Source organism: Xenorhabdus sp. Sc-CR9, assembly GCF_963897815.1.
Lineage (GTDB): Bacteria > Pseudomonadota > Gammaproteobacteria > Enterobacterales > Enterobacteriaceae > Xenorhabdus.
Genome location: NZ_CAWQTY010000077.1, coordinates 1 through 17,696, shown reverse-complemented (window position 1 = coordinate 17,696; position 17,696 = coordinate 1). Strand labels below are relative to the sequence as shown.

Genomic DNA, 17,696 nt, shown 5'->3' with positions numbered 1-17,696 from the left:
TGAATAATCCTTTATTCACAGAGAAATCTCTGTGCCACACAGGTGATATTATGGAATTAACTGAGTTAAATAATAAATTGTCAGACTTGGTGCCGATGAACGATTTTAAATTAGATAATCGAACCAGTTTGCAATTACTCCAATATATTGAAGAGTACACAAAAATAATTCCCTTCAATCAGGGTAATAACAAATGGAATGACTTTTTCTTTATGGCGAATAATACGCCAAAGAAACTTGCCAAATTATATCAAGGGGAAATCGAAGCCAATGGGGAATTATTACCTCATCAAGCTTTTCTATTAGCCGTATTGCGATTATTGGAAACACCAATATCCTTATTGAATACCTTACCTGCGGCTCATCGCAATCTCTATTATCGGGCGCTTTTAGGGCTGTCTCCCCGTCCGGCGCAACCCGATCAGGTTGCCTTGTCGGTGGAACTGAATTCAACAGTGACAGAACAACTGCTTACTAAAGGCACCTTGTTTGAAGCGGGACAAGATGAACAAGGCAATGCCTTACAATATGCACTGGATGCCAGTTTGCTGGCAAACCGTGGCTATATCAGTGATTTGTACTGGTTACGGCATAAAGAACAGCAGCAATGGGTTAGCGCGACCCCCTGGGATTTACAGGCACAGATAGCATTGCCATCTGATGGGATACGGTTATTCAGTGAAACGGATAGGGATAAATCTGTGCTGGGCGGCGTGTTAATCACTTCCGCACAGTTGGCGATGGAAGAAGGGACAAGAAAGATAACGGTTACCTTTGAGAAAGACATTGATAGCCAAAGTTTGCTGGCACAAATCAGCAGTGGCAACCAATGGCTGACCTTAACGTTAACTGCCGGGGGAAATAAAAAAGAAGTCATCCTGACGCTTTCAGATAAAGAGCCGGCAATCAGTGCCCCAGAGGATCTGGATAACCTGGTTTTCACCCAGCCAGTACTCCGGCTACAGGGAAAAGACAGTCAGGCATTGCCCGCGGTGACAGAACTCAAAGTGCAAGAAAAGACCATAAATGAAAACTCGTTCGAGACGTATCACATCACCCCCTTTGGCTATAGTCATGAGATTGAGCCATTGGAAGCAAACCCCGCGTTATGTCTTGGTATCACGGATGTCGAACCGGGGCAAACCTTGTCGTTATATTGGAAATTAAAATCGCCGCAGCAACCCAAAACAGTTTTTTGGTATTACCTGAACCCAAAGAGTCAATGGGTTGCATTGGATGCGTGGGTCAATGATGAAACCAAACGTCTGTATCAGGATGGCACATGGCAAGTTGTTCTGCCCGCTGACGCCTCCAAACAGGCAACAAAAATGCCAGCGGGACGTTATTGGTTAAAGGCAATCGTGGTTATCCCCACACATGAAGGCTCATGGGGAAAAAATCCTTGGTTATGCGGCCTGAGCTATAACGCCCTGACAGCAACATTGGTAAATGCCGATAGCATCAGCAACAACCATTTCTTGACACCATTACCGGCAGGCAGCATTCAGCGTCCGGTTGAACCCATCATTGTCGTGGCATCAGTCAACCAGCCTTGGGCGTCATGGAATGGACGTGTACCGGAAACCGACAGCGCTTTTTTTGAACGGGGAGCCCAGCACCTGTCCCACCGTAACCGAGCCTTAACCTGGGGCAATATGGCGACATTGTTAAAAGAACGCTACGTCAGCATTTTTGATGTTAAATACCCAGGCAATGATGAACTCACCCGAGTACCGACATTGGAAGAACAGAAACTGACAATCATTCCCGCCAACCAATACAACGACAGCGATGACCCTTTGCGTCCGGTACTAAACTCGGCACGTTTGCAAGAAATGGCCGAGTGGTTACAGCAAAAAGCCTCACCTTGGGCTGAGATTAAGATCAACAATCCCCGATACATTGAGGTGAACATCAATTACACGGTGGCTTTTAAGCCGGAGGTTAACAAAGATTTTGGCTATCGCCAGCTACGGCAGCAACTCAGTGAAGCGTATATGCCCTGGAGCGTCGATAAGCAGCGACCTGTCATGTTGAATAACAGCATTAACTATTACCAGTTGCTGGCGACCATTCAACAACAACCGCTGGTTGAGCGGGTCACCTGTCTGACACTGTATCGGGCGGATGCAGCTAAAGGCAGTGATATCACTGCATTGGTGGAAGCCAAAGATAATGAGGTGCTGATTTTAGTCTGGGACGCAGACGATAAGCTGCAATGCCGAGGAAATAACGATGAATAATCAAGATGCACTGTTTCATGAAGTGAAAGACGATATTCACTTTGATACCTTGCTGGAACAAGCCCATCAGGTGGTTGACCAACAGGCCGGAAAACTGTGGAGCGACACGGCGGAACACGACCCCGGCATCACTTTTCTGGAAGGACTCAGTTACGGTGTGTCAGATTTGGCTTACCGTCATACCCTTCCCCTGGCAGATTTACTGACTCCTGTACCAGAAAAACAGAATAAAGGAGAGGGAATTTTCTCCAAGGACTTTGGCCCTCATAAAACGCTGACTTGCGGGCCAATCACTACCGATGATTATCGGAAAGCGTTGCTGGACATGCATAGCAGCGACTGTGGCAAAAAAACTATTGACTGTGAAAAGAAAACGACTCTAAAGGATAAAGAAGATTTTCTGTTCCGTAACGTACAACTGGCACGTGAACCGGAAAAACAGCGCTATACCTATTGGTATGATGCAACCAAAAGGGAATATAGCTTTGTCAGTAGTGAAGGGGCAAAAGAGTTTACGCTGAGAGGCAATTACTGGCTCTATCTGGAACCCACCCGTTGTACGCAGGAGAACCTGACAGCAGCTACCCAGCAATTGGCAGACTTTTTGACCCAAAACCGCAATGTTGGGGAGTCAGTCAGTCAGATTATCTGGTCACAACCCGTTGATTTCCCACTATTACTGGATATCGAACTGGATGACGATGTACAGGATATCGCCGGTATTTTTGCTACCGTTTATAGTATCACAGAGCAGTATCTGATGCCTGAGGCACAGCGTTATCGCACTGAAACGCTGCAAGATGCTGGAATGCACAATGATGAAATCTTTGAAGGGCCACAGTTGGAACATGGCTGGATCCCTGAATTGCCGACAGCCCGTGACTATACGAAACGGATCACCCTCAATCTTAGCCGGCTGGTTAATAAACTGCTTGAGATTAAGGGCATTCAGAATGTGAATCGCCTTCAGTTGGACGATAGCTTTGACAAGACCCTGATTGAACCGATCAAAGAGGATAGCTGGTCATGGTCAATTAAAGAAGGCTACTATCCTCGCCTGTGGGGTAAAGATCCGCTTTATCAACTTGCACAACATAATGGCCCGTTGAGGGTGATCGCCAAAGGCGGGATCAGTGTTACGGTTAGTGAAGACGAGATTCGGGACAGTTTACCCAATCTCCCCCTGATTCAGAGTAAACCAGTAATATTACCTTATGGCCGGCATCGCGATGTGGGTCGTTATTACCCCGTCAGCGATACGCTGCCCGCTTGCTATGAATTACAGCAGCCTTTATCTGAAAGTGAACATGCCCAACGCTTGTTGTCACTTCATCAGTTTATGCTGCCATTTGAACAAATGCTGGCTTGCGGTTGTCAGCAAGTTGCCATGCTGCCACAATTGTTAGCTTTTCAGCGCGAGGGATATGAAGTCTGGGGTGATCAGTGGCCGTTTAAGCCGGGTTCTGTCAATGATGAAGCCCATCAGGATTACGCCCCCGCATTAAAGGCACTGTTAAAACAGATCGCGCTCGATAGCGATCACGAACTGGATATCGTCAATTACCTGCTCGGCTATTTTGGCACTGAACGGGCACCGCGTACCTTTACCACCCCCATCGATGATTTTCGCGCCGTGCAACAGGGCTATTTGGCTCAACAACCAACATTAACTTATCACCGTGCCAATATTCGGATTGATCAGGTTTCTTCGCTGCAAAAACGCATTGCCGCTCGTATGGGGTTAGGCGGTGAGCTGTTTGAACCGGAGCCTGACCTGAGCAAACTGCCTTTTTATCTGGTGGAGCATCGGGCATTGCTGCCAATCAAGCCCAATAGCCAGTTTGATAAAGAGCAGAAACCAGATTCAGTAACAGAAGAGAAAGAGAGCCAGACTGATCAGCATTATTTGGTGATTAAGCAAGCCGGTATTAATGGCAAGCTGAGACAGGGGCAAGTGATCAATTTGATCCTCTATGAAGGCGAACAGGGCAAAACCCAATTTACAGTGCGTGGTCAGATGATAGTCAGAACCGAGGGAGATCAATTTTGGTTGGACATAGGTAATAGCACCCAACTGGAATACAATCTGGAACGGGTAATGACCGCCGTCAAAGCAGAAAAAATGTTCTGGCAAAACGGCGTAGTCTGGATGGAAGATATGAACTACCGTCTGGCCTACGATAGTGATCAATCCCTGAATGGCAAGCCATTGCCTGACAACCAGCGGCGTCTGACCCGCACAGCACAAACCCCCTTTCCGTCCCTGATTGCGGTAGGTAATGAAATTACTCTGACCAAACATTTAGGGATAGTCGGAGTCACACAGGAATATGCTGATGAATCAGAAAAGTTACATGCAAAAGTCGTCAGCTTTGATCGCATCAAGGGCACCTTGATTATTGAACGTCAGGATAATTCGGCATTGGCGTTTCCGGCTCCGGAAGAAGCATGGCGATACAATTGGCATTTTTCAGGTGAGGAGTATGAAAAAACCGATCGTTTCTCATTTGTTATCAGCGTGGTGGTAAACAGTGATTTAATTAAAGTTCCCGGTGTTGATCCCTATAAATTAGAAGAGTGGGTTAAAGAAACCATTCTTACCGAGTTCCCTGCCCATATTTCTATGATTATTCACTGGATGGATCGGGAAGCATTTTCAAATTTCGGCACTACTTACCAACGTTGGCAAAATAATGGTGCACCTTTGGGTGATTCTGCCTATTCCATTCTGGAAAGCCTGACATTAGGTAAATTACCTTCCTCTTTAAAAGGAATAGGGACAATGCGTGTTGCTACTCCACACCAAAGAGAGGAAGTTGTCGGTAAAAATAATGATCAGTGGAATACCGATAAGATAATCCAGAATGAATTATTCTATGTTCCGAAAGAGAACGAATAAGAAAACAAACACCTACCAGTCACAATTTTATATTAAAAATAGTTTATGGAATTAACCATGAAAGAGATTCGTTATTCTGCAAAAAGACAAGGTCAACAAACTTTATCTAATGAAAAAGGTGTTGGGCCTGAGACTGATAAATTAAAAGATAAATTTAAAGACGGTAGTATTCCTTTACAAACTGATTTCAACCAATTAATTGATATTGCTGATATTGGTCGTAAAGCCTGTGGTCAGTCGCCACAACAAAATGGCCCGGGAACAGGATTAAAGCTGGGCGATGACGGTACACTTAATTTAAAAATAGGCTCTATTGACAATCAGGACTTTTCTCCATTAATCCTAGAGAAAGATATTTTATCTGTTGAACTTGGCAGTGGCCTGATTAATAAAACCAATGGAATATGTGTTGGTCAGGGTAATGGTATTGCTGTAAATAGTAATAATGTGGCAGTGAAACTAGCCACTAATAAAGGTTTAACTGTTGATGATAATGGTATTGCAATAAAATCAGGTAACGGTATTAAGGTCGATGCTGATGGTGTTACTATCGATCCTAATAAGGTTTTGCCAAAAGGCATGATTGTAATGTTTTCAGGCTCGGCAATACCACAAGCTTGGGCATTATGTGATGGAAATAATGGCACACCAAACTTAATTGATCGATTTATTCTAGGTGGAAAGATCAATGATATAAACTCTAAAAACAGTGCTACATTATCAGGTTCAGGGAACAATAAGAAGTGTGATAAATATAGTGATAATAAAGTAGTTTCTGTTAATATTAAAGTAAATGATACAAAATTAAATTTATCTCAAATTCCTAGCCATAAACATATTGGCGGAATGGCTTACTATGATTCAACAGGGTTTAAATATAGTTATTATTATCCTGGAGGGGAAAGTAGGCAACTTGATAATGTGGATCTAACTTATGATTTCAAATCAATTTCAAATAATGGTTATAGAAATTTACTTGCTTCAGCAAGAAAAAATCCACATTATCCCTATACTTCTTCTGAAGGTAGTGGTGCCGGCCATTCTCATAATGCTAATGCGATAGTTAGCTCGCATAATCATATAACGGATGTTATCCCACCTTACTATATTTTAGCATTTATCATGAAGTTATAATTTTTTAACAATGGGCGTTAATATTTTCGCCCATTAATTCCAATAATAGAATGCAAAGCGATTACTATTGTGAAAAAAGATCACAAAATAAATTCCAATAGTGTGATTGGTAAATTATCAATCGTACTTGAAATAGAAAAATATTATGGTGATAGAATATTTGAAAAATGCTCTAACTTATTTAAATTAAAATTACGTAATTTGATTAATGAAGAAGTGGAAAAATTAACAGCCCAGAACAATGATTCTTTATTAGGGAAATTAATTTTTGATCTTGGAGAGATAAATTTCGAAAATTTTGAGCGAGAATTTATCTGGCAATTAGAAAGGGAGCTAGAAAACAAAACCCATAAACTAAAACAAAACTTAAAACAGAAAATTGATATCAACTTATCAAGTTCAGGAAAAATTAAATCCACAAGTAAAATCCCATCAATATCTAAATATAATTTAATCACATCCAATAATTTAGATTTAGAGCAATCTGCATTAGAGGACATTAATAATTATTTAAAACATGGCATCTGGAAATTACCGATTTCATGGCAACATATAGAAAATGTTGAATTCAGTTCTTGGCTAACAGAAAACATTAATCTTCAACCACAACAATGGCTACCGATGTTAGCCAAACACTGCTTACAACCTGCGGGGCTGAGCCGTTTAATTAAAATCTGCCAGCCAGACGTTCTTAGTAAGCTTTGCCAGTTATTTACTAAAACAACCATTTCCGAATTTATTAATTATCCAGCGCAGGTAATCACAGATAAAAAAGTGACACCAGAAAAATTGAGTTTAGCGGCTGAATATTACCTGCAACAACAGATGAAATATACCCATGCCACGCAACAAGCACTTGGGTTTCAAACTCAAAATAAGCAAACACCGAGGATAAATATTACTCAGAATGATAACCATCTATTAAAACAGAATCACAATAAAACTGACATACCAACGGATGCAGTACCGTCATTTGCACTCCAGCCTATGCAAACACCCCCTCAATCAGCGGTCACACAACAGCGTCATGGTTTAATAAAAGAGACGGTAAAACAAAACTCTGCAACTTTACAAAACAGGCAGCAACACAAGGAATTACCGGAATCAGCTTTATCAACGCAGATATCATCCATACAACCTGATCATGGAATTCAAACTCCATCAGCACAATCGGTTTTACCTATCAGCAATGCCGGTTGCATAATTTTATGGTCGTTATTGCCAACATTGTTCCGTAGCTTTGATTTATTGGATAAAAACCGATTTATCAGCCTTGAAGCGCAAAGAGAAGCTGCCTGTTTACTTGACTGGTTGATTTGGGCCGAAGAGGAAGTACCTGCATGGCGGCTGGCACTAAACAAAGTGCTCTGTGGACTCCCCATAAATGACAACTCGCTATCACGTTCACCAAAACCAGAACAGCGAGCAGCCATCAACCAATGGCTGGAAAAAACCCTCATGCAGCTTCCGGCCTGGAAAAAAATGGGCGCAAGCGATGTACGACACTTATTTCTGCAACGTTCGGGGGAATTGTGTGAATTGAACGGTGTAACAAACATCCATATTCAACCCGAAGTTTACGATGCACTGATAAGCGAATGGCCGTGGCCAATGAATATAGCGAGTTTTAGCTGGTTGAAAAACCCCATCACTATCACGTGGTTATAACCCTCGATCACAATCATTTAGTTTGAGTAGAAATTTATGAATACAGCGTCCGTTTTCTCTGATTTATTTAAGCAAAACAATAACCCTAATCTGGCATTCTTATTTAGCCAACTGGAACGTATCGATCTTGTTCTTCAATACCATTTCCATTGCAGATCAGATCAGAGTATTGACCTCCTTGATGAGTTCCTGCTAAGCGAAGAAGATGTTATAGCCAGACTGGATAATCCTCTGGGTAAACCTCATTGGCTCAATGATGATTGTCTGGCAATACCGCAAACCGTCACACCCGTGGCGTCCCGATTAACTGACCTGATTGCACGTTTTGAACTGACTGATTTTGAAAGAGATGTTTTGCTGCTAGGTTTACTGCCTCATTTCGATAGTCGCTATTATCAACTGTTTGCACTGATTCAGGGAGAACAACAGCCCCGGCTTCCCTCTTTTGCGCTGACGCTGGAATTGTTTTGCCGCTCAGTGCCGGAGAAACGGGCACAGCAGGCCAGTTTCCTGCACCGATCCCCCTTGATTGGCTGCCAGCTATTATTCATTGATAGCCATCCAAAAACATTATCCTGGCTCCAGACATCCTTTATCACTGACAGCAGCGTATATCATTTTTTACTTGGACATCACTATATTACGCCAGCTTTAGAACATTATGCTGAATGGATAACGCCCACAGAAATTGGCAGTTATCCCATAGGCTTAAAACAAGCATTGAATCATGTTCTGTTATCTGAGCGTGATGATATTCGACCTATTATTTTGTTACGGGGAATAGCTGGCAGTGCCAGAGCCTATGCGGTTGCCAATATGATGGCATCAGAACAGCGACAAACGCTGTTGGTGGATATGGCTAAATTGGTTGATAACGATGATAAAAATCTACTCTTTCACATAAAGCCTATTTTGCGAGAAACCCGCATGCGTGGTGCCTGTTTATTGTTGCGAAACTTTTGCTTATTCGCAGAACAGAATAAACAGCTACTGGATTCTCTGTCAGCCTTATTGAATCAACCAGAATTAAGGGTTATTTGTCTGGTCGAACCCTATTCACCGTTGGTATGGCTGAAAAATATATCAACACTACTGATTGAGATGCCTATTTTTTCCTCGGTGGAAAAAGCCAGACTATTGACTGCACGCTTACCCAATAACTGTTCAAATGACATTGATGTCATCGCCTTAAGCCAACGATACGCGTTTAACCCCGAAACTCTGCCATTGATTTTACAAGAGGCGCGACTTTACCGACAACAGAGAGATCCTTCGGGTATCTTGCAGCAATGCGATATCCGCAAGGCCCTCAATTTACGGGCCCAGCAAAATTTCGGTCAATTGGCACAGAGAATGATCCCTAAACGCTCGTTAAAAGATTTGTTGGTCTCCGACGAAATTGCCCGGCAGATACAAGAAATACTCACGGCAATTAAGTATCGGGAACAAGTTTTGGCAGGAGGGTTTAAAGATAAGATTGGTTATGGCACCGGTATCAGCGCCCTGTTTTATGGTGATTCCGGCACCGGAAAAACGATGGCGGCAGAAGTGATTGCCAACCATATTGGCGTTGATTTAATTAAAGTGGATTTATCCACCGTCGTGAATAAATATATCGGCGAAACAGAGAAAAACTTATCCCGTATTTTCGATTTGGCAGAGCAGGATGCCGGTGTTTTATTCTTTGATGAAGCGGATGCCCTGTTTGGCAAACGTAGCGAAACCAAAGATGCGCAAGACAGACATGCCAATATTGAAGTCTCTTATTTACTGCAACGGCTGGAAAATTTTCCGGGGTTGGTCATTTTATCCACCAATAACCGCAGCCATTTAGACAGTGCTTTTAATCGGCGTTTTACTTTTATTACTCGCTTTACTTATCCGGATGAAACCATTCGCAAGAAAATGTGGCAGGCAATCTGGCCTAAAAATATAAAAATCGCCCAAGATGTGGATTTCGATAAATTAGCCCAACAAACCAGCGTGACAGGTGCGAATATTCGCAATATTGCTTTACTATCTTCATTTTTTGCCGCAGAAAATAATCATAACGAAGTCAGCAATGAAAATATCAAAACGGCATTGGAACGCGAATTAGCCAAAGTAGGGCGGTTAACTTTTTAAAATTCATATCATGGATATTAAATGCACTGATAATTTAATCGTTATCGCAATAATAAATTAAGAGGATTATTTATGTTAAAAACGCAAACTATTATTGATGTCAATAACGCAATGAAAACTATACTGGAAAAATATTTGGGTGACAAAATTGCGATTCGTTTTGATTTACCTGAATTGGATACAGTGCAATCTGATGCGATGGTGAGTGTCTTTCTTTATGATATTCATGAAGATTTACATCTCAGAACAACAGAATCCAGAATGTTTAATGCCTCTTCGGGGAGATTATTGCCGGGTTGGGTCAATATTAAATGCAATTACCTGATTACCTACTGGGAATCGACCAAACCCGCAATCGATCCCAGCAGTCCTGACAGCCAACCTGACAATCAGGCAATAAAAGTCATGTCGCAAGTCTTGAACGCCTTGATTAATAACCGCCAATTAACGGGAATTCCCGGTGCTTATACGCAAGTTGTGCCACCGAAAGAAAGCTTAAACAGCTTAGGGAATTTCTGGCAGTCACTGGGAAATCGCCCACGACTCTCTCTGAATTACTCAGTGACAGTACCAATTAGCCTCACCGATGCTGAAGATAATACAACTCCGGTACGCACCGTTTTTTCTACCGTGGAACAAACCGCTTCACTCAGTCAGGAAACGGTTAGCCATGCCTTGCGAGAATCACTTATTACAGAATTAGGTGGCGGGGAAAATATTCGATTAGCACTAAGCAAAGTAGAAATATTCACGTCACCAACCAATATAGCTCAAAATAGTCAGACAAAAATGAGTATATTGCTGTCTATATCAGGGATTACCCGACAAGAACATCTAACAGAAATAAATAATATTATTAATCATTGGATGACCAGCAAGAAAGTTATTATCGCTATTGATGGTTGCAGTGTCAGTATTGAAAATATAGATAAAAATAATATTATTGGAATTTGAATTATTTTTATCAAAGATAAGAATTAGGTATGACATAGTTGTTAAATCAATATCGAAATATTTATATTTAAATAATGAAAACGAACCTGGTTTTATCGCAAATAAAAATGATTACCCAATGCATCGTAAATTCTATAGCGGTAAAGACTCTACTTGTGAAATATTCATAGAATCCTCAGGCTTTATCTGAGGCCATAATTAAGGATATGATAAACATGCCAATAAATTCTGATTACCAGAGAAAACCTAAACAGAGAAATCACAATATCCATGAATCTCATTTCTCTGATGAAACGATTACACTTCCACATCATTCGGTTAATGACTCTATTATTCGTCAACAAGTTAAGAGAGAATTCATTTGGCAAGGCCATATGGAAGCAATTGAAAAAGCATCTAAAAATGGTAATTTTGCCGTCAGCTTTCGGGCAGCAGGTGCACCAACACTCAGAGCTTTAAGTAAAGGTGCCGCAGCCAAGGGGCATGATATTCTGGAAAAAACCATCAAACCCGGTTCTATCAACAAAGCCTATCCCAAAGATCAAGCCCCTGATGTGATAAGGAAAGTACAGGAAGCGGGTATTGAAGGCTATGTCGGCCACTGGAATAAAGAGACCGGGCAGCTTCAAGGTGTCTATATGAGTCGCGATCACGGGTTATCAGATGGTCAGGTCAATGGAAAAATTTATCCCATAAATTTAGACAATCTCGAAGACAGCCTTTCAGCCTTGAAAGAAAAAGAGAACTGGGCCGCACTCCCTTTCACCGGTGACTATGATATGCATGACATGATTAGTTTCGCAGGGCAGCCTCATTCCGTACCATCCAACTCGCAAGACGAAAAAAGAATCATTGATCGCATTAACCGATATATCGCCGAATCTGACACAAACCGGCCATTTAACAAGATAGAACATAATGTTATCAGGCATGGGCCTCAGGTAAGTTACCCTGCTTTTGCGATGGATCAAGAAAAAGAAGAGATAAAAAAGCACGGGGGTATTGTTAAAGCCGTTGCTGAACCCGGTGAATTTCCGGTTGCCATTGTCAGCAAAGGAAAATGGACAATTGTCAACAACAATAATGAACTCAATCAATTTTATAATAGTATTGGAGCAAAAATGAAAGTCAGCTGGAAACCAGGTGCAGAAAATCCCGGATTCGTTTCCAATTCACAAAAACCGGGCATGGCCAATTTTAAGCGGAAAAGATAAAATTAACTTCCGTGTGATCAAAGCCATATTCAAAACACAGATTTGCACAAAATATTTTACGGACTCTATTCAATTATCAGGCCGGCTTTCAAAATAAATTATTAATTGTGGCAATGTTAAATAACATTTTTAGAGAGACATTGTCCATTTTATTTGAGCATTCTTAATATCCTACACCCATCGCCGTCCATAATTTCAGCTTTACTGATTTAAAACTGGAACATATTATAAACATATCAATATTAGTCAGAGATACAAATAAATTCACCATTAACCCAGAGAGTTATTTATTACTATAACTCATTAACACATCATTAACAAAAGATAAAAACAACCCCATATATATTTAAGTTTAAATTATAGTTGATTCCTTGAATTCATTATGTATATTTAACATTTCATTATTATTCCATTAATTTTTGTTATTTGAAATTCCATTTTTATTTGTATATTAATTCATATAGACTATTATTGACAAACATCAACGTTTATATATGATTATTGCATAATTAGCTATTTCAATATGATGAGTTACTACATCAAATTAGGCATTTAAAATAAAAAATGTAACAGCTTTATTAATAAACTTATAAACCAGTGAATAAACTCTATTGCATTTTAAAAAAGGAACTCAAGTGTTTATTTCAAAAGAATTAGCAAATTTTATCATTGTAGCTAAAAACAAATCAATAAATAAGGCAACAAAGGAGCTTTTTATCACACAGTCGCCAATTAGCCGAAGCTTAAAAAAACTGGAGTTTTCATTGGGAGTAAAACTCTTTGTCAGAAAGAGTCAAGGATTAGCCTTAACGGAAGAAGGGGAGTATCTATACAATAAAGTCTTTTCAATTTATGAGCAGCTAAAGAATATAGAAAATGACTATAAAAGTCATAAATCCAATTCTAATACACTTTATCAAAAAGACATATAACACTACTAAAAATATATATAATTCCTTATAAAATTTTTATTTAACATTTTATTACCACTAATTATCTGGTGATAAAAAACATAAAAAATACACATAGGAATAAAAACATTTCATTCTGTTGAATTTAATTTATTTTCCAATTCTATCAATTTTACAAGAGATAGATCTCCAAACAGAATGAGTTATTTAATTCCCCATCACAGAATAACAAATAGCAGGGAAAAAACATGCCAAATGTCACGCTCTTTGATATTTCCTCTGATGCCGCCATAGATACAGATATAAAAGATATATTTTCAGGAGAAAAAATATGACATACAGTTATGATAACAAAATGATTTATAGAAAAAAGCCAGAATCGAATACGACATTGGAAGCTTTGCATCTCGATACACCTGATACAACAGAAGTCTCTGCTGCCTATCAGCGCCAATTGCCTTCTGTCATGATGAGATTCCAGAATAAAACAGACTCAATTCTTGAGGAATCCAAACAACTCCCTAACCCCAAGAAAAAATCATCAACGCCCAAAAAATATTCCAAAAAGGCATTACAAAACTTTGCGGCCCATGCCGGCTATTGGCATAACAAAGCTTATCAAGATGAGTTTGTTAACTTTAAGGATAATAATCAAAACCTAGCGCCCGGAAAACTGTTCCCCGGCGTGGAATTAATACCTCAAAAAACCATCGAGATAAACAGACCGATAGAGCCACGGAGAAATAAACTTGCCTATGATATCGAAGATACGTTCAGAAATAACATGGCAAATGAATATCGGGTAACAAGTATTCCTGCCTTTATCAAAGGATTACGAGATATGTATGAAAAAAATGGACAAACGCTGCACCAGATGACTCAACGCTTGGTTGAAGATCATATCGCACATAACAATAACATCCTGCCGACGATGGCGGGTATTGCCGGTCTCCATGCCGAAGTACAGGCGTTGAACAAAGTATTTGAGGAAGCCGACAAATCTTCCGCCCCCTTCAATCTGGCGCGTTATGCCAAAGCAATGCTTCAATCATCAATTTTCACCAAACGGTTGACCACGGCAAATGCAGGACAAAACTTTCCGGCTTGTCATAATTGTTCGGGTATCATCCAATCACCCGCTAATGTGATTACAGGAACAGTTGACAGTGCGGGCAGCAATTTTTCTGCTCAAGTCGCAAAACGTCATCGCTCTCAGTCACTGAGTAAATAAATGACTCTCTATTAGGTCATTATTACTTTATAAATATGACATTGTTAAAAATAATATTTATCGAATATCTCTACAAGACATTGTAATGCACAAATTATTTTATCGCCCAAGCATAAAATTAATTTTAATCATTACTGGAAATATTTTCATTGCCTCTATTAATAATAGAATAATTTTTACTGAGCACTATTAATAATAAATCATGATTTTTCATTAAGTATAAAATGACCAAAAAATCCTATTAAAGACATAAGGAATAATTATGCCTGTATATAAAAGCAAAGAAAAAGTAAAATATTCAAAAAAAAACTCATATAACATTCCCCATAATAATCAACTTACTGTTCAAAATTTAATGCCTGCCTCACTGCAAGAAACAGCAACACCACTCCTTACTCATGAATTTAAACAAGGTGATATTCTATATGGTTTATACCAATCTAACTTGAAGGTGCGGGTTTTAAAATCTGAAAATTATCAGTCAGTCGAGTTGTCAGTTCTTTCGTTTTTTCTGGCAACGTGACATGAAAAAAGTGATGAAGGGTTTCACGGAATGTCTTCGCATCCGGAAAATAGATATTGTTACGCACTTGCTCATTCATATACTTCCACAATCGCTCTATCGGATTGAGATTCGGGCTGTAAGGCGGTAGGTAATGCAATTCAATATTCGGCATACGCAATATCTTTCACCAACTCGGCTCGGTGGTAACCCGCCCCATCCAGAATAATGTGGCTTTTTTGCGAAAGGGGGTAAGTTTCCCGGAGCGCCCCGAAAAAATACGCGATGCTTTCAGCATTGATGCTCGGATATTCACGGATCACGGTGTCTTCAATTCGTTGTAAATTGAGGGCACCCAGAATATTAAGACGGGTACGACTGCCGGTGGTTTCGACCACTTTTACCTTGCGCGGGCAGGTGGTGGTTTTGCGTCTGATGGATAACCGCATTTTCACCCCCCTGTTGCCAGCGTTACAGCCCGGCGATTGGCGTGAACTCTTAACTCCGGTCAATGAGCTGATGATCGATACGCCCGAACCGGTTTGCTATTACCGGCCGGAAAACTGCCCTCAGGTATTAACAAAGAATTTATTTGTGCTGGGTGATCACCTGATTGAAGCGCGTTATTCAGTCGATACAACCCTTAATAATCTGGCTTATGCGTTAAGTTGCCAGCTTTGGGAAGAAAATTCCGAATTGGCACTGAAACTGGATGAACCGGAAGGACAATTGCAAACAAACCTTGTGGTATGGCTGAAACAGGCAAGAGATGAAAAACAGAACCTGAATAAACTGATTGTTGAACGCTTTATTACTGATAATCAACAAGCTGTAATTGATAAAAATATTTAAGGTTAATTTTCTACTACCTATAATGAATTAAGGAAGAAAAGAATGAGTCAGTTACAACCAACGGATTGCATTGATTGCCAAAAGATAATGAAACACTGGGTTGAATTTCAATTGGTTGATGAAGAAGGTGAGCCTTTGTCAGGAATGCCTTATAAATTAAAAAGCCGGGGGAATAAAAGTATTGTGCGAACGGGTACCACGGATGGGAATGGTTTATTACGTGAAGAAGATCTTCCACCTATGCCAGTTATTCTATCCATACCAGCACAACCACTGGCGAATGAAATTATCAAACGGTCACCTCGCCAGCAAACTGGCGAAGCCAATTCCCATGTTAAGTCAACGGCTATATTAGATGGTCATGAATACCAATACATTACATTGGGTATGCTTAGTGATGGATATCCTACAATTAATGGGTGGCAAGAAGTGGAATTACAAAATTCAGAACATTTCAATGGCTCAACCTTACAGGGATTGTCAACCCACCAACTCAAGCGACGGCATGTGCTGGAAATAAGGGTGATTCAAGGATGTGCATGTGATAGAGATATTACTCTGGGTGAATTTAAAAAAATTGCAATTTATACGAAACAAAAAATACTGAAAGATAACTTAGAAGCTTTTAATCAAGGATTTAAAGAATTTGATATCACTACATGCCGGGAAAAATCTCATTTTTTAGCTCAGATACTCCATGAAACGGGTGGATTACGAGCGACTAAAGAAAGTGGAGGAGAAAATAAATCATATAATCCTTGGTATGGTCGGGGATTCATACAATTGACATACGAAGATGCCTATACACGTTATGGTAATTATATTGGCGAAGACTTCACATCTTCTGATCAGGCAAGGGATAAGCTATTGTCTCTACCTCACAGCGTTTTATCTGCATTCTGGTATTATAAAAAATACAAATCATGTGTTGACGCGGCTAAAAATGACGATTTTAATAAAGTAACTGCGATTATCAATGGAAGATTTACTCATTATAATGACCGCTTAGATTATCTAAAAAGAGCTATTAAAGCATTCAAAGCTGAACATCTTAATCAATTATTAAATGACGAAAAATTCGAGTTTGATAGTAGTGCTATCTACAATAATAGAGTTAATTCATTTGCATGGGGGCTTTGGCATGATCCTGACAAAAAAGTATTAAAAGGAACATTAAAGGACAAAAATGAAGCATTGAAAGGTTATGAAAGAGCACAGGAATTGATAATAGCGAGTCCTTTTGGAACACAATTTAAAGGTAAGAAAATATATGGAATGAACTATTCTAATGTTCTTTCCTATATAAACAAAAGAATTATTAATCTAAAAGGAAATTCAAATGATTAAAAAAAATACTTTTTTTTGTTGGTGTTATTATCTTTTAAGGCGTTAGCTTTTGAAGAATCTACTGAGGTTATGTGTTTTACTTCATATAGTGATAAACCAATAAATATAAAATATGTCACTCTTTATTTAAAAAAAGATAAAGTCAATCTTGGCTATGTGAAGTATGAAAAATCTGATACAGCCACACCTATTAATTTCGTTAAAGATGATGAAATGCCAATAGAAGAAAGGCCATCTATTTATACCATAGTATGGGATGAAATAATTAAAGGGGAAATTAATGGAACATATACAGTTATTTCACAAGGAGCAAGATTTTCAGGTTTTACGTATAAAAATAAAGAAGGCAAAGAAGTTGAGTTTGATGAAAATTGGCATGCTTATGATGAAGAAATAGGTGATTGCATCTGGAAATAGGAGCTTATTTCCGAATTTGTGTGACCCTGTTTCTTATTTTGTGTAATCGCCATTTAATATTAAATGTGACCGTCAGGGCGCGAGCATACTTTTTTAACATCTATTGAATGAAAATTAATAGCATGATCTAATTAGCCTTATTTCTCTTCTAATCGCTTACCTATGACCCTGATTGAACATTTATCCGTTGTTAAAGAAAC

The 17,696-nt window shown here is 39.6% G+C and carries 12 protein-coding genes and 1 pseudogene; 12 read left to right on the top strand and 1 reads right to left on the bottom strand.

The genetic code is table 11. The features are described from left to right. The first annotated feature begins 50 nt into the window (after positions 1 to 50). From AACQ81_RS03740 to AACQ81_RS03700, 9 genes are all read left to right on the top strand, one after another. Positions 51 to 2,243, top strand: a complete 2,193-nt coding sequence (locus AACQ81_RS03740) for a hypothetical protein (protein WP_237386357.1) — start codon at positions 51 to 53, stop codon at positions 2,241 to 2,243. After that, complete coding sequence (locus AACQ81_RS03735; RefSeq protein ID WP_237386356.1) at positions 2,236 to 5,142, top strand: hypothetical protein; 2,907 nt, start codon at positions 2,236 to 2,238, stop codon at positions 5,140 to 5,142. Before AACQ81_RS03740 ends, AACQ81_RS03735 begins: the two co-directional genes overlap by 8 nt. A 57-nt stretch (positions 5,143 to 5,199) precedes the next feature. Continuing rightward, the gene (locus AACQ81_RS03730; RefSeq protein WP_237386355.1) at positions 5,200 to 6,276 is read left to right on the top strand and encodes a phage tail protein; all 1,077 of its coding nucleotides are present in this window, start codon (positions 5,200 to 5,202) and stop codon (positions 6,274 to 6,276) included. Positions 6,277 to 6,345: 69 nt separating this feature from the next. Beyond that, complete coding sequence (locus tag AACQ81_RS03725; protein ID WP_237386354.1) at positions 6,346 to 7,944, top strand: contractile injection system tape measure protein; 1,599 nt, start codon at positions 6,346 to 6,348, stop codon at positions 7,942 to 7,944. A 36-nt stretch (positions 7,945 to 7,980) separates the two neighbouring features. Beyond that, complete coding sequence (locus AACQ81_RS03720) at positions 7,981 to 10,068, top strand: ATP-binding protein (RefSeq protein ID WP_237386353.1); 2,088 nt, start codon at positions 7,981 to 7,983, stop codon at positions 10,066 to 10,068. A gap of 72 nt (positions 10,069 to 10,140) precedes the next feature. Beyond that, a complete protein-coding gene (locus AACQ81_RS03715; RefSeq protein ID WP_237386352.1) occupies positions 10,141 to 11,022 on the top strand; it encodes a DUF4255 domain-containing protein in 882 nt (293 codons plus the stop codon). 215 nt (positions 11,023 to 11,237) lie between these two features. Further along, positions 11,238 to 12,236: an Insecticial toxin gene (locus AACQ81_RS03710; protein ID WP_237386351.1), complete on the top strand. Its 999-nt coding sequence runs from the start codon at positions 11,238 to 11,240 to the stop codon at positions 12,234 to 12,236. A 635-nt stretch (positions 12,237 to 12,871) separates the two neighbouring features. Beyond that, positions 12,872 to 13,168, top strand: coding sequence for a helix-turn-helix domain-containing protein (locus AACQ81_RS03705; RefSeq protein ID WP_237386350.1), 297 nt, complete (start codon positions 12,872 to 12,874; stop codon positions 13,166 to 13,168). A 310-nt stretch (positions 13,169 to 13,478) separates the two neighbouring features. Beyond that, a complete protein-coding gene (locus tag AACQ81_RS03700; protein ID WP_237386349.1) occupies positions 13,479 to 14,378 on the top strand; it encodes a YwqJ-related putative deaminase in 900 nt (299 codons plus the stop codon). A 440-nt stretch (positions 14,379 to 14,818) separates the two neighbouring features. Here AACQ81_RS03700 and AACQ81_RS03695 read toward each other — a convergent pair. After that, a pseudogene (locus AACQ81_RS03695) lies at positions 14,819 to 15,281 on the bottom strand (IS630 family transposase); the annotation flags it as partial. 34 nt (positions 15,282 to 15,315) lie between these two features. On the opposite strand from AACQ81_RS03695, the gene AACQ81_RS03690 reads away from it, so the two are divergent. Genes AACQ81_RS03690 through AACQ81_RS03680 form a run of 3 tightly spaced genes read left to right on the top strand, consistent with a single transcriptional unit; the run spans position 15,316 to position 17,496 of the window. Continuing rightward, positions 15,316 to 15,732 (top strand): hypothetical protein, encoded by a 417-nt coding sequence (locus AACQ81_RS03690; RefSeq protein ID WP_237386348.1) that lies wholly within the window; start codon positions 15,316 to 15,318, stop codon positions 15,730 to 15,732. 42 nt (positions 15,733 to 15,774) lie between these two features. After that, positions 15,775 to 17,079, top strand: coding sequence for a glycoside hydrolase family 19 protein (locus tag AACQ81_RS03685; protein ID WP_237386347.1), 1,305 nt, complete (start codon positions 15,775 to 15,777; stop codon positions 17,077 to 17,079). A 15-nt stretch (positions 17,080 to 17,094) separates the two neighbouring features. After that, entirely contained in the window at positions 17,095 to 17,496 is a 402-nt protein-coding gene (locus tag AACQ81_RS03680; protein WP_237386346.1) for a hypothetical protein, read from the top strand. The last annotated feature ends 200 nt before the right edge of the window (positions 17,497 to 17,696 follow it).